This is a genomic window from Pseudomonas putida (assembly GCF_016406145.1).
In the GTDB taxonomy this organism is placed as follows: domain Bacteria; phylum Pseudomonadota; class Gammaproteobacteria; order Pseudomonadales; family Pseudomonadaceae; genus Aquipseudomonas; species Aquipseudomonas putida_E.
Genome location: NZ_CP066306.1, coordinates 5,582,558 through 5,597,449 on the forward strand (window position 1 = coordinate 5,582,558; position 14,892 = coordinate 5,597,449).

Consider the following 14,892-nt stretch of genomic DNA (forward strand, 5'->3'; position numbering starts at 1 on the left):
GTTTCCTCAGTCGTCAGAACGGGGCATCGCCCTGGATGGTGGTGCGGAAAAGTTTGCGTCGCAGGTGCGCCGGGCAGCCTGTGGCGAGGTGGATCAGCGAGCGGTTGTCCCAGAACACCAGGTCGTGTGGCTGCCATTGGTGGCGGTAGATGTTCTGTTCGAGCACGCTCAGGGCATAAAGCTGCTGCAGCACGTCGCGGCTTTCATCATCCGGCAGGCCGACAATCCGGGTAGTGAACCCTTCGCTGACGAACAGTGCCTTGCGGCCGTTTTCCGGGTGGGTTCGCACCACCGGATGGACCACTTCCTGCACCTGTGCAAGCTGCTCGGCGCTAAGGGTCGGGCGCCAGTTGCCTTCGAACTTGGTCTCGGCATAACGGGCGGTGTAGGAGTGAGCGGCACTGCGGCCCTCGACCTGCTTGCGCAGCGCTTGGGGTACCGCGTCCCAGGCCTTGTGCATGTCGGCGAACAGGGTGTCGCCACCTTCGCTGGGCAACTCTTGGGCGTGCAGCATGGAGCCCAGGCTTGGGAGTTCCTTGTATGACAGGTCCGAATGCCAGAACTTGCCGGCATCGCCCAAGCCGATGTTGTGGCCGTTCTCGATGATGTTGGAGACGATCAGGATCTCGGGGTGGCCTTTGAGCAGAAACTGCTTTAGCACATGGATCTGCAGTTGGCCGAAGCGGCGGCTGAAGGCGATCTGCTGTTCAGGGCTGATGCGCTGGTCGCGCAGCACCAGTACATGGTGCTCGAGGTGGGCGCGATGAATAAGGCTGAAGTCCTCGGCGTTGACCGGTTTTGCCAGGTCCAGGCCGATGATCTCGGCGCCAACGGCACCCGAGAACGGGCGTATTTCAAAGGTTTGCGGCTGAGCGCTGTGGTTGGACGACAAGGCGTTCGAGACGGCGGACATTTTTCACTCCCACGCAGTGCGCGACTTCGATGACGCGCAACGATCAGAAACGCACGGGGTTTAGCCGTGTGGGTTCAAGTCGTGCGGCGCATCGATTGGTCGACGGGTACGCAGTGGAGTGACTATAAGGTAATAAGAAAAATAATTTAAATATCGTTAATGAATAACGATATTAGGGTGGCAGCTGTATGCCGGGTAAGCAGGCAAGTACAGCGGATTAAATCAACCCGCCCTCCTCCTCGTCCTCGATCAGATTGTTCAAGCTGCCGAGCGCCTTGCGCGCAGTGGAGCGACTGAGCAGCTTGGCCTGGGCGCCAGGCGGCAGGTCGGTGATGCTGAACACGCCTTTGGCAGTCAGCACCTCGATCAAGTCTTCAAGCACCCGGATCATGTCCAAGTCGCTCTGCTTCAGCTGCTTCAGGCTGTTTTCGACGACATCGTCAGCAAACCACTCCTGTATCTCGGCATGATCTGCCGGGAGGATCTCCGTATGTTCGGCATAAGGTGCAGCTTCTACCCGCAGCAACTGGCCCTCGGCGTCGCGTTGCACGTAGAACATGGCGTCGTCCCTCGTCACGATGGTTCCTTGTTGGTAGTCAGCAGCATAGGCAAAGTTCATCGGGCATGACAGCCCGGCGCAGAAGTATGCGCTGCACGAAGATGCCAGAAAAGACCGCTCTGCGCGGTGGCCCGGGAGGCCACCGCGCAGACGGGATCAGGAGTTATCGATCTTGATGGTGGGGTCTGCTCCGCTGATCAACGAGTTGACCGTGGTATTGGACCAGTTGACCCCTTCCAGTTTGATAGACACATCGGCATTGGCCAGGCCACCCGCTGCGTTGAGCTTACCTTCGGTGCTGACCTGCAAGGTCGAGGAACCATCGACGGTGGTAATCTTCAGGAAGTTGTCGATAGTGCTGGCCTTCTCACCCTGCAGCAGGTCGCGCAGATCGAGACGGTCACCCTCGCTGACTTTGAAGTCCTTGATCACGTCACTGCCAATATCACCGGACTTCCACACGAAGGTGTCGGCACCGCTGCCACCGATCAGCATGTCGTTGCCTTGGCCGCCGATCAGGGTGTCGTTGCCAGTACCGCCCAGCAGCATGTCATTACCTTTGCCGCCATCGAGTGTGTCATTACCCCCTTGGCCGAAGAGGATGTCATTGCCTGCGCCCCCCATCAGGGTGTCGGCGCCATCATTGCTGCCCGCAACATCGAACTCGGTGTAATGCTCGTTGATGTACTTGTGCATTGCCCGCGCATCGACATCACCCGCATCGACACCGAGTTTGTTGGCCACATAACCCTGGATTGCCTCTACACCAGTGCCGGCGACCGTAGAGAAGGTCAGCAAGTCGCCAAAGATAATGTCGTTGCCGTCACCACCGTTGACCGTGTCGTTGCCCGGCTGGGTGACTTCGGTGTGGCCGAGGATGGCGTCTGCCAGTTTGCTTGGGTCGATGTTGGCCTGTGGTTTGCCATCGGAGTCATAGGGCTTCAGGTCGTCCTTGTTCACGCCACTGTTCAGGCCTATTGCCTCCACATCGGACAAGCCAGAGAGGATCTTGAAGCTATCAGTCGAGTTGTTGGTGGTTGCCCGGTCTGTCGAGTTGCCCGTGCCGTCTCGGGTCGACAGCTCGTATCCACCATTACCCTCGGCATGGATAGTGGCTGTGCTCTGAGTAGACCATTTGTAGTAGTAGCCCGTGTTCCAGCTCCAGTCCAACTCGCGAACCTGCATGGTCAACTTGCCGCTGCTGTCGATCGAGAGACGATTGTTGGTATCCAACTGATAGTTGGTAACGGTATCGCCCATCTTGTAGTTGATCGACGACAGGAACGTGTCGAGCTTGACGTTGGTGTTGCCCAGGTTCGGGTTGGCCTGTTCACTCGTCTGGTAATAGGTCGGCTCACCGTCAGTGATGAAGAATGTCTGGTTACTACCAGTGCTACCTGCAGCCTTGAGGTTCGCGAACCAGTTGGCTGTCGTTTTGAAGGCATCCTCATAGTTGGTGCCGCCATTGGAGTTCAACGTGCCCAGCGCACTCAGCAGGGTTTTCAGGCCCGCATCGTTGAGGGTCACCGATACGCTGCTCTTGACCTGGGTTGCAAAGTCGACCAACAGAATATTCACCGTCCCGGACTGTGCGCCCTTGACGCTTGCAGCCAAGGTCTTGAATACCGACTCCAGCGATTTCTTCGCAGCATCGACGCCCGAAGAGCCCATGCTGCCCGAGGTGTCGACGATGAAGGCGATGTTGTAGTCCTGGCCTGGTACCACGTGCAGGCCGCTGACATCCGCGACCACGATGTCATTGCCATCGGTGCCAGTGATGCTGTCGCTGTCGGACGACAGGTTGCTGGTGGTGTACGACTGCGGGTAGACCGTGACCTTGATGCTGCCTTCGCTGGTCGCAGTGCTGCCGCCAACGCTTTCGGTGGCCGTCGAGGTGACTTTCACATCGAACTGGCCGGAGTAATAGGCCGGCGGCTTGATGGTCAGGCTGCCCAGATTCCAACCCGTGACATCTACCGCACTGGCACCAACGGTGAAGGTATGGCCTGCATTATCGGCAACCACGGAGCCTGCCGGTATGCCGTTTAGCTTGACGCTCAGGCTCTCGGAGCCGTCGGTGTCGGTCAGCGCGGTACTGATGCCTACCAGCTTGACCGGCGCACCATTCTCGCCGCCTTCGTTGAGCTTGTAGCCGTCGTAGTAACCCACGCCGTTGCTGCCATGCAGGTCGGACACCGTGACCCCGGCGTTGGCCAGCGCGGCGAGGTTCGGGTACATCGGGATGTTGGCGCTGCTAAGGTCAGTGATTGCACCGTTACCCACCTTGATGTTGACGTCGAGGCTGCCTGGCCCTGCCTGGTTGGCGTTGTAGATCTCCAGGGTGTAATAGCCGCTCGTGGTTGGGGTGTAGCTGCCGGAAATGCTGCCGCTGGCCGAGCCCCAGGTACCGCCGGCGACGTTCTTGCCGCCGATGACGATCTGCAGGCTGTCGTCGGCGGTGCCGCTGAAGGTGTAGGTCTTGCCGGCCTCCAGATAGATCAGGCCTGAGGTCTTCGAGCCCGACCCCGGGGTGACGGTGGCCGTGGTGTCGACAGTGGTCACCTGCTCGCTCTTGCCGGCGTTGCCGGAGTTGGCGAACACGTTCTTCAGCGCGTCGCCCGTGATGCCATTGCCGTTGGTGCCCAGGCCAGTGAGGCTGGTCCAGGTTTCCTTGGTCAGGCCCAGCGAGTTGACGTTGTTGCTGCCAATGCTCAGGTCCGGCTTGTCGGCCATCGGTGTGATATCGACCTTCAGCGTGGCTTCGCTGCCCGTGCCCTTGCCATCGGTAGGCGCGTACTTGATCTGCGCGTAGTCCGCCTGCTTGTTGCCCACACCGGTACCACCGTAGCCATCGACACCCGACTGGTTAGCCACAGGAACGAACTTGAGCTTGCCGGCGGCGATGTCGGCCTGGCTGATGGTCTGGCCTGCCTTCACATCGACCCAACTGGTGCCGTTGTACAGCTTCAAGGTACCGGCCCCTGGCAACTGGGTGATGGTCACCCCCAGGCTGGCGAGCGAGGAATCGACATCGCTGATGTTGAAGTCGCTCCAACCCAGCACCAGGTCGGTGTCCTCGGTTCCGGTGACCGCTCCACCAGTGGTGGTGGGCACGTCGTTGACCGCCACGACATTGACCGTGGTGGTCGCCGTATTCGAGGTGTTCACACCGTCGGTCACCGTGACCGTGATGATCCGAGGGGCGGTGCTCGGGTCTTCACTGGTGTTGATGAAGGTGATGTTCTTGATCGCCTGGATGTAGTCAGCCAGCGAAGCGGTTCCGCTCAGGGTCAGGACCACCTTGCCGTCGGTGCTGTTGGCATTGATCGAGATGCCATTGACGCTGTTGCCCAGGTTCAGGGCATCGCCGGGCTGGCGATTGGTCAGGGTCACCGTCGCGCCGGTCAGCATCGAGCTGTCGAAGTCGGTGATCGACACGTCGATATCGCCGATCGAAACACCGCTGCCTGGCTGGTTTTCGGTGAACGTGGTCTGGTAGTCGGCGCCGGTCTTTCCGCTCGAATCGTTGGCGTCCAGGTCCAGAACGGGCGCCGGCTCGAAGATCTGGGTGGTGACGCTACCAGCGCTACCGCTGACCGCCAGGTTTTCGAAGTTGCCGCCGGTGGCCGAGTCGATCTTGACGGTGAACTGCTCGGTACCTTCGGTGACATTGTCCTTGATTGTCGGGATGGTGAAGGTGGCTGAGTTGCTGCCGGCTTTGATCGTTACGATGGCCACACCGGTGTAGTCGGCACCATTGGCGGCGGTGCCGGAATACGAAAGCTTCACCGTCACATCGGTTTGCGCATTGTTGCTGAGGTTCAGCGTGTAAGTTGCGTTGCCGCCTTCGGCAACAGCGGTTGTACCACTGATGCTCAGGGTGGTCGTCTGGAGGGTGTCGGTCACGGCGGTTACCGCTGCCGTGTTACTGACGACAAGGTTCTCGAAGTTGCCACCGGAAGTCCCGGTAATTTTCGCCGACACGTCACCTGCATCGATGTACACATCCTCACCGGGCGCGGCGACAATTACCGAACCTGATGTTTTGCCTGCTGCAATGTTGATGGTCTGGCCATTGCTCAGGGTGACCGTCATCGCCGTGCCTGCCGGGTTGCTCAACGTGGCGGTGTAGGTGATCTGGCCACCTTCGGCGACCGTGGGCGTGGCGCTGAGGGTCAGGCTGGTATTGTCGAGGGTGTCGGTGACCTTGGTCACCGCGTAAGCGCCGTCGACTGCCAGCAATTCGAAGTCGCCGCCGGTGCTTCCGTCGATCTTGACCTGTACCGAGCCGGCATCGATGTAGGGATCATCGCCGGGCGCGTTGAGGGTGATGCTGCCTTCGGTCTGACCTTTGGCGATGGAGATGGTCTCGCCATTGCTCAATTTGATGGTCATGTCAGAACCGGCCTTGTTGGACAAGGTTGCGGTATAGGTGATCTTGCCGCCTTCGGCGACCGTTGGCGTCGCGCTCAGGACAAGGCTCGTCGTGTCCTTGGTACCCGCCACATCCGTTACCGTCGTTGACGGGGTACCAGCGGTGACCAACTTCTCGTAATTGCCGCCGTCGACCTTGGTGATGGTGTTGGTCAGCGCGGTGTTGGTGTTGTACACGTTGTTCGGCGCGGTGAAGTTGACCGAGCCGGACGACTCGCCGACGCCGATGGTGATGCTCTGGCCGTTGGCCAGGGTGACGACCAGCGGCGAACCCGTGACTGGAGCGCTAACGGAGGCGGTGTAAGTGACCACCCCACCTTCAACGACCGAGGCATTCGCAGTCAGGGTCACGGTCGACGTATCGAGGGTATCGCTGACATTGGTCACGGCCTCAGCCGGGCTAACAGCCAGCTGTTCGAAGTCACCACCGGTGGTGCCGGTGATGGTGGCTTTGACCTGACCGGCATCCTTGTAGACGTCATCCGCCGGGGCCGGAACAGAGACCGTGCCGGTGGTCTGGCCTGCCGCGATATTGATGGTCGCGCCGTTGCTCAGCGTCACAGTCATCGCCGTGCCGGCGGGGTTGCTCAAGGTCGCGGTGTAAACGATCTGGCCGCCTTCGGCCACATCCCCAGTTGCGCTCAGCACCAGGTTGGTGGCCGCCTGGGTAGCCGGGCTGTCGGTGACCGTGGTGGTTGGAGTACCCGCGGTATCCAGCTTCTCGTAGTTACCGCCGTCAACCTTGGTGATGCTGTTGGTCAGCGGTGCATTGGTGTTGTAAACGTTGTTCGGTGCGGTGAAGTTGACCGAGCCGGACGACTCACCGACGCCGATGGTGATGCTCTGGCCGTTGGCCAGGGTAACCACCAGCGGGCTGCCGGTGACCGGCGCCGATACCGACGCGGTGTACACCACGGTACCGCCCTCGACCACACTTGGGGTGGCGGTCAACGTGACGGTCGACGTGTCGAGGGTGTCGCTGACGTTAGTTACTGCTTCAGCCGGATTAACAGCCAACTGCTCGAAGTCACCACCGGTGGTACCAGTGACGGTCGCTTTGACCTGGCCGGCGTCTTTGTAGACGTCATCCGCCGGGGCCGGAACAGAGACCGTGCCGGAGGTCTTGCCTGCCGCGATATTGATAGTTGCGCCGTTGCTCAGGGTCACGGTCATCGCCGTGCCGGCGGGATTGCTCAAGGTCGCGGTGTAGACGATCTGGCCGCCCTCAGCGACGTCGCCAGTCGCGCTCAGCACCAGGTTGGTGGTCGCCTGGGTAGCTGGGCTATCGGTGACCGTGGTGGTTGGAGTGCCGGCGGTATCCAGCTTCTCGTAGTTACCGCCGTCGACCTTAGTGATGCTGTTGGTCACCGGGGTATTGGTGTTGTAGACGTTGTTCGGCGCGGTGAAGTCGACCGAGCCGGACGATTCGCCAACACCGATGGTGATGCTTTGACCGTTGGCCAAGGTGACGACCAGCGGCGAACCCGTGACCGGGGCGCTAACCGAGGCGGTGTAGGTCACCACGCCACCTTCGACTACTGAAGCATTCGCAGTCAGGGTCACGGTCGACGTGTCGAGGGTGTCGCTGACGTTGGTCACGGCTTCAGCCGGGTTAACAGCCAGCTGTTCGAAGTCACCACCGGTGGTGCCGGTGATGGTGGCTTTGACCTGACCGGCATCCTTGTAGACGTCATCCGCCGGGGCCGGAACAGAGACCGTGCCGGTGGTCTGGCCTGCCGCGATATTGATGGTCGCGCCGTTGCTCAGGGTTACGGTCATCGCCGTGCCGGCTGGATTGCTCAGCGTGGCGGTATAGACGATCTGACCGCCTTCAGCCACATCGCCAGTGGCGCTCAGCACCAGGTTGGTGGTCGCCTGAGTAGCCGGGCTGTCGGTAACCGTGGTGGTCGGAGTGCCGGCGGTGTCGAGCTGTTCGTAGTTACCGCCTTCGACCTTGGTGATGCTGTTGGTCAACGCGGTATTGGTGTTGTAGACGTTGTTCGGCGCAACGAAGTCGACCGAGCCGGAAGACTCACCGACGCCGATGGTGATGCTCTGGCCGTTGGCCAGGGTGACGACCAGTGGCGAACCAGTAACAGGAGCCGACACGGAGGCGGTGTACGTAACCACGCCACCTTCGACTACTGAAGCATTGGCGGTCAGGGTCACCGTGCTGGTATCGAGGGTATCGCTGACATTGGTCACGGCTTCAGCCGGATTCACCGCGAGGTTCTCGAAATCACCACCGGTTGTACCGGTGATGGTGGCTTTGACCTGGCCAGCGTCTTTATAAACGTCATCCGCCGGGGCTGGAACAGAGACCGTGCCGGAGCTTTGGCCTGCTGCGATATTGATGACCGCGCCATTGCTCAGGGTCACGGTCATCGCCGTGCCGGCGGGGTTGCTCAAGGTCGCGGTGTAGACGATCTGGCCGCCTTCGGCCACATCCCCAGTTGCGCTCAGCACCAGGTTGGTAGTGGCCTGGGTAGCGGGACTGTCGGTAACCGTGGTGGTTGGAGTGCCGGCGGTGTCGAGCTGTTCGTAGTTACCGCCCTCGGCCTTGGTGATGCTGTTGGTCAACGCGGTATTGGTGTTGTAGACGTTGTTCGGCGCAACGAAGTCGACCGAACCGGACGACTCGCCCACGCCGATGGTGATGCTCTGGCCGTTGGCCAGGGTAACCACCAGCGGGCTGCCGGTGACCGGCGCCGACACGGACGCGGTGTACACCACGGTACCGCCCTCGACCACACTTGGAGTGGCGGTCAACGTGACGGTCGACGTGTCGAGGGTGTCGCTGACGTTAGTTACAGCTTCAGCCGGATTAACCGCCAACTGCTCGAAGTCACCACCAGTGGTGCCGGTGATAGTGGCTTTGACCTGACCCGCATCTTTGTAGACGTCATCGGCCGGGGCTGGAACAGAGACCGTGCCGGACGTCTGACCGGCCGCAATGTTGATGGTCGCGCCATTGCTCAGCGTCACGGTCATCGCCGTGCCGGCGGGGTTGCTCAAGGTCGCGGTGTAGACGATCTGGCCGCCCTCAGCGACGTCGCCAGTCGCGCTCAACACAAGGTTGGTAGTGGCCTGGGTAGCCGGGCTGTCGGTGACAGTCGTGGTCGGAGTGCCGGCGGTGTCGAGCTGTTCGTAATTGCCGCCGTCGACCTTGGTGATGCTGTTGGTCAGTGCAGTATTGGTGTTGTAGACGTTGTTTGGCGCAACGAAGTCGACCGAGCCGGACGATTCGCCCACGCCGATGGTGATGCTTTGGCCGTTGGCCAGGGTGACCACCAATGGGCTGCCGGTGACCGGAGCGCTAACGGAGGCCGTGTAAGTGACTACGCCACCTTCGACTACCGAAGCATTCGCAGTCAGAGTCACAGTCGACGTATCGAGGGTATCGCTGACGTTGGTCACGGCTTCAGCCGGATTCACTGCGAGGTTCTCGAAGTCACCACCGGTGGTACCAGTGATGCTGGCTTTGACCTGACCGGCGTCTTTGTAGACGTCATCGGCCGGTGCAGCGACGGTCACTTGGCCAGAGGTCTGGCCGGCAGCGATATTGATGGTCGCGCCATTGCTCAGCGTCACGGTCATCGCCGTACCCGCTGGGTTGCTCAAGGTCGCGGTGTAGAGAATCTGACCGCCCTCAGCGACATCGCCGGTGGCGCTCAGCGCCAGGTTGGTGGTCGCCTGGGTAGCCGGGCTGTCGGTAACCGTGGTGGTCGGAGTGCCGGCGGTGTCGAGCTGTTCGTAATTACCGCCCTCGACCTTGGTGATGCTGTTGGTCAGCGGGGGATTGGTGTTGTAGACGTTGTTCGGGGCGGTGAAGTTGACCGAGCCAGACGATTCGCCGACGCCGATGGTGATGCTCTGGCCGTTGGCCAGGGTAACCACCAGCGGGCTGCCGGTGACCGGCGCCGACACGGACGCGGTGTACACAACGGTACCGCCCTCGACCACGCTTGGAGTGGCGGTCAGGGTCACCGTACTGGTATCGAGGGTATCGCTAACGTTGGTCACGGCCTCAGCCGGATTCACTGCGAGGTTCTCGAAGTCGCCACCAGTGGTACCAGTGACGGTGGCTTTGACCTGACCGGCGTCTTTGTAGACGTCATCCGCCGGGGCCGGAACAGCGACCGTGCCGGAGGTCTGACCTGCTGCGATATTGATGACCGCGCCATTGCTCAGGGTCACGGTCATCGCCGTGCCGGCGGGGTTGCTCAAGGTCGCGGTGTAAACGATCTGGCCGCCTTCGGCCACATCCCCAGTTGCGCTCAGCACCAGGTTGGTAGTGGCCTGGGTAGCGGGACTGTCGGTAACCGTGGTGGTCGGAGTGCCGGCGGTGTCGAGCTGTTCGTAATTACCGCCCTCGACCTTGGTGATGCTGTTGGTCAGTGCGGTATTGGTGTTGTAGACGTTGTTCGGCGCAACGAAGTCGACCGAACCGGACGACTCGCCAACACCGATGGTGATGCTTTGGCCGTTGGCCAGGGTCACGACCAGCGGCGAACCGGTGACCGGAGCCGACAGCGAAGCGGTGTAGGTGACTACGCCACCTTCGACTACCGAAGCATTGGCGGTCAGGGTCACCGTGCTAGCGTCGATCGTGTCGCTAACGTTAGTCACGGCCTCAGCCGGGTTGACTGCGAGGTTCTCGAAGTCACCACCGGTTGTGCCGGTGATGGTGGCTTTGACCTGACCAGCGTCCTTGTAGACGTCATCGGCCGGGGCTGGGACAGCGACCGTACCGGAGGTCTGACCTGCTGCGATATTGATGGTCGCGCCGTTACTCAAGGTCACGGTCATCGCCGTGCCAGCTGGGTTGCTCAGGGTCGCGGTGTAAACGATCTGACCGCCTTCCGCCACATCGCCAGTCGCGCTCAGCACCAGGTTGGTGGTCGCTTGAGTAGCCGGGCTGTCGGTAACCGTGGTGGTCGGAGTGCCGGCAGTATCGAGCTGTTCGTAGTTACCACCCTCGGCCTTGGTGATGCTGTTGGTGAGCGCGGTATTGGTGTTGTACACGTTGTTCGGCGCAACAAAGTCGACCGAGCCCGACGACTCGCCGACGCCAATGGTAATGCTTTGGCCGTTAGCCAAGGTGACGACCAGCGGCGAACCAGTAACAGGAGCCGACACGGAGGCGGTGTACGTAACCACGCCACCTTCAATTACTGAAGCATTGGCGGTCAGGGTCACGGTCGACGTATCGAGGGTATCGCTAACGTTGGTCACGGCTTCAGCCGGGTTGACTGCGAGGTTCTCGAAGTCACCACCGGTGGTACCAGTGACGGTGACTTTGACCTGGCCTGCGTCTTTGTAAACGTCATCCGCCGGGGCTGGAACAGAGACTGTGCCAGTGGTTTGGCCGGCCGCGATGTTGATGGTCGCGCCATTGCTCAGCGTCACGGTCATCGCCGTGCCGGCGGGATTGCTCAGCGTGGCGGTATAGACGATCTGACCGCCTTCGGCCACATCGCCGGTCGCGCTCAGCACCAGGTTGGTGGTCGCCTGGGTAGCCGGGCTGTCGGTGACCGTGGTGGTCGGAGTGCCGGCGGTGTCGAGCTGTTCGTAATTACCGCCTTCAACCTTGGTGATGCTGTTGGTCAGCGGGGTATTGGTGTTGTAGACGTTGTTCGGCGCAACGAAGTCGACCGAACCGGACGACTCGCCAACACCGATGGTGATGCTTTGGCCGTTGGCCAGGGTCACGACCAGCGGCGAACCGGTGACCGGAGCCGACAGCGAAGCGGTGTAGGTGACCACGCCACCTTCGATTACCGAAGCATTCGCAGTCAGGGTGACAGTCGAGATATCGACGGTATCGCTGACGTTGGTCACGGCCTCAGCCGGGTTGACTGCGAGGTTCTCGAAGTCACCACCAGTGGTACCAGTGATGATGGCTTTGACCTGACCGGCATCCTTGTAGACGTCATCCGCCGGGGCTGCAACAGCGACCGTACCGGAGGTCTGACCGGCTGCGATATTGATGGTCGCGCCGTTGCTCAAGGTCACGGTCATCGCCGTGCCAGCTGGGTTGCTCAAGGTCGCGGTGTAAACGATCTGACCGCCTTCGGCCACATCGCCGGTCGCGCTCAGCACCAGGTTGGTGGTCGCCTGGGTAGCCGGGCTGTCGGTGACAGTCGTGGTCGGAGTGCCGGCGGTGTCGAGCTGTTCGTAGTTACCGCCCTCGACCTTGGTGATGCTGTTGGTCAACGCGGTATTGGTGTTGTAGACGTTGTTCGGCGCAACGAAGTCGACCGAACCGGACGACTCACCGACGCCGATGGTGATGCTCTGGCCGTTGGCCAGGGTCACGACCAGTGGGCTGCCGGTAACTGGGGCCGATACCGAGGCGGTGTAGGTGACTACGCCACCTTCGATTACCGAAGCATTCGCAGTCAGGGTCACGGTCGACGTATCGAGGGTATCGCTGACGTTGGTCACGGCTTCGGTCGGAGTAACAGCCAACTGCTCGAAGTCACCACCGGTGGTACCGGTGATGGTGGCTTTGACCTGACCGGCATCTTTGTAGACGTCATCAGCCGGAGCAGCGACGCTCACTTGGCCAGTGGTCTGGCCTGCCGCGATATTGATGGTCGCGCCATTGCTCAGGGTGACGGTCATCGCCGTGCCAGCTGGGTTGCTCAATGTCGCGGTGTAAACGATCTGGCCGCCCTCAGCGACGTCGCCAGTCGCGCTCAACACAAGGTTGGTAGTGGCCTGGGTAGCCGGGCTGTCGGTAACTGTGGTGGTCGGAGTGCCCGCCATATCGAGCTGTTCGTAGTTACCGCCCTCGACCTTGGTGATGCTGTTGGTCAACGGGGTGTTGGTGGTGTAGACGTTGTTTGGCGCAACAAAGTTGACCGCGCCGGACGACTCGCCGACGCCAATGGTAATGCTTTGGCCGTTAGCCAAGGTGACGACCAGCGGCGAACCAGTAACAGGAGCCGACACGGAGGCGGTGTACGTAACCACGCCACCTTCGATTACTGAAGCATTGGCGGTCAGGGTCACGGTCGACGTATCGAGGGTATCGCTGACATTGGTCACAGCTTCAGCCGGGTTGACTGCGAGGTTCTCGAAGTCACCACCGGTGGTACCAGTGACGGTCGCTTTGACCTGGCCGGCGTCTTTGTAGACGTCATCGGCGGGTGCAGCGACGGTCACTTGGCCAGTGGTCTGGCCGGCCGCAATGTTGATAGTTGCGCCGTTGCTCAGGGTCACGGTCATCGCCGTGCCGGCGGGATTGCTCAGCGTGGCGGTATAGACGATCTGACCGCCTTCGGCGACATCGCCAGTGGCGCTCAGCACCAGGTTGGTCGTGGCCTGAGTAGCTGGGCTATCGGTGACCGTGGTGGTTGGAGTGCCGGCGGTGTCGAGCTGTTCGTAGTTACCGCCCTCAACCTTGGTGATGCTGTTGGTCAGTGCAGTATTGGTGTTGTAGACGTTGTTTGGCGCGGTGTAGTCGACCGAGCCGGACGATTCGCCGACGCCGATGGTGATGCTTTGGCCGTTGGCCAAGGTCACGACCAGTGGCGAACCAGTAACAGGAGCCGATACCGACGCGGTGTACACCACGGTGCCGCCCTCGACCACGCTTGGAGTGGCGGTCAGGGTCACCGTGCTGGTATCGAGCGTGTCGCTGACGTTAGTCACGGCCTCAGCCGGATTGACTGCGAGGTTTTCGAAGTCACCACCGGTGGTACCAGTGACGGTCGCTTTGACCTGGCCGGCGTCTTTGTAGACGTCATCGGCGGGTGCAGCGACGGTCACTTGGCCAGTGGTCTGGCCGGCCGCAATGTTGATAGTTGCGCCGTTGCTCAGGGTCACGGTCATCGCCGTGCCGGCGGGATTGCTCAGCGTGGCGGTGTAGACGATCTGACCGCCTTCGGCCACATCGCCGGTTGCGCTCAGCACCAGGTTGGTGGTCGCCTGGGTAGCCGGGCTGTCGGTGACCGTGGTGGCCGGAGTGCCCGCAGCATCCAACTTCTCGTAATTACCGCCGTCGACCTTAGTGATGCTGTTGGTCAGCGGGGTGTTGGTGTTGTAGACGTTGTTTGGCGCGGTGTAGTCGACCGAGCCGGACGATTCGCCGACGCCGATGGTGATGCTCTGGCCATTGGCCAGGGTCACGACCAGTGGCGAACCAGTAACAGGAGCCGATACCGAGGCGGTGTACACCACGGTACCGCCCTCGACCACGCTTGGAGTGGCGGTCAGGGTCACCGTGCTGGTATCGAGAGTGTCGCTGACGTTGGTCACGGCCTCAGCCGGGTTGACTGCGAGGTTCTCGAAGTCACCACCGGTGGTGCCGGTGATGGTGGCTTTGACCTGGCCGGCGTCCTTGTAGACGTCATCGGCCGGGGCTGGGACAGCGACCGTGCCGGAAGTCTGGCCGGCCGCGATGTTGATGGTCGCGCCGTTGCTCAGCGTCACGGTCATCGCCGTGCCCGCTGGGTTGCTCAAGGTCGCGGTGTAGACAATCTGACCGCCCTCAGCGACATCACCCGTGGCGCTCAGCACCAGGTTGGTAGTCGCCTGGGTAGCGGGACTGTCGGTAACCGTCGTGGTTGGTGTACCGGCGGTATCGAGCTTCTCATAGTTACCGCCGTCGACCTTGGTGATGCTATTGGTCAGCGGTGCATTGGTGTTGTAGACGTTATTGGGCGCGGTGAAGTCGACCGAACCGGACGACTCACCGACACCGATGGTGATGCTTTGACCATTGGCCAATGTCACAACCAGCGGCGAGCCAGTAACAGGCGCCGACACCGAGGCGGTGTACACCACGGTGCCGCCCTCGACCACGCTTGGAGTGGCGGTCAACGTGACGGTCGACGTATCGAGCGTATCGCTGACGTTGGTCACGGCCTCAGCCGGGTTGACTGCGAGGTTCTCGAAGTCACCACCGGTGGTACCAGTGACGGTCGCTTTGACCTGGCCGGCGTCTTTGTAAACGTCATCAGCCGGGGCGGCCCTTCGA

At 61.2% G+C, this 14,892-nt stretch carries 3 protein-coding genes; all 3 read right to left on the minus strand.

Annotation, left to right across the window (positions count from 1 at the left end; all coding sequences use genetic code 11):
- Nucleotides 1-13 precede the first annotated feature (13 nt).
- The gene (locus JET17_RS25800; RefSeq protein WP_012316811.1) at nt 14-913 is read right to left on the minus strand and encodes a TauD/TfdA dioxygenase family protein; all 900 of its coding nucleotides are present in this window, start codon (nt 911-913) and stop codon (nt 14-16) included.
- Between the two features lie 217 nt (nt 914-1,130).
- Entirely contained in the window at nt 1,131-1,472 is a 342-nt protein-coding gene (locus JET17_RS25805; RefSeq protein ID WP_039603601.1) for a hypothetical protein, read from the minus strand.
- A 156-nt stretch (nt 1,473-1,628) separates the two neighbouring features.
- Nucleotides 1,629-14,777: an immunoglobulin-like domain-containing protein gene (locus JET17_RS25810; RefSeq protein ID WP_198823186.1), complete on the minus strand. Its 13,149-nt coding sequence runs from the start codon at nt 14,775-14,777 to the stop codon at nt 1,629-1,631.
- Nucleotides 14,778-14,892 lie beyond the last annotated feature (115 nt).

Excerpts from the sequence above, each read along its gene's own strand:
- JET17_RS25800 (WP_012316811.1), bottom strand. The coding sequence starts at position 913 with ATGTCCGCCGTCTCGAACGCCTTGTCGTCCAACCACAGCGCTCAGCCG.
- JET17_RS25805 (WP_039603601.1), bottom strand. The coding sequence starts at position 1,472 with ATGTTCTACGTGCAACGCGACGCCGAGGGCCAGTTGCTGCGGGTAGAA.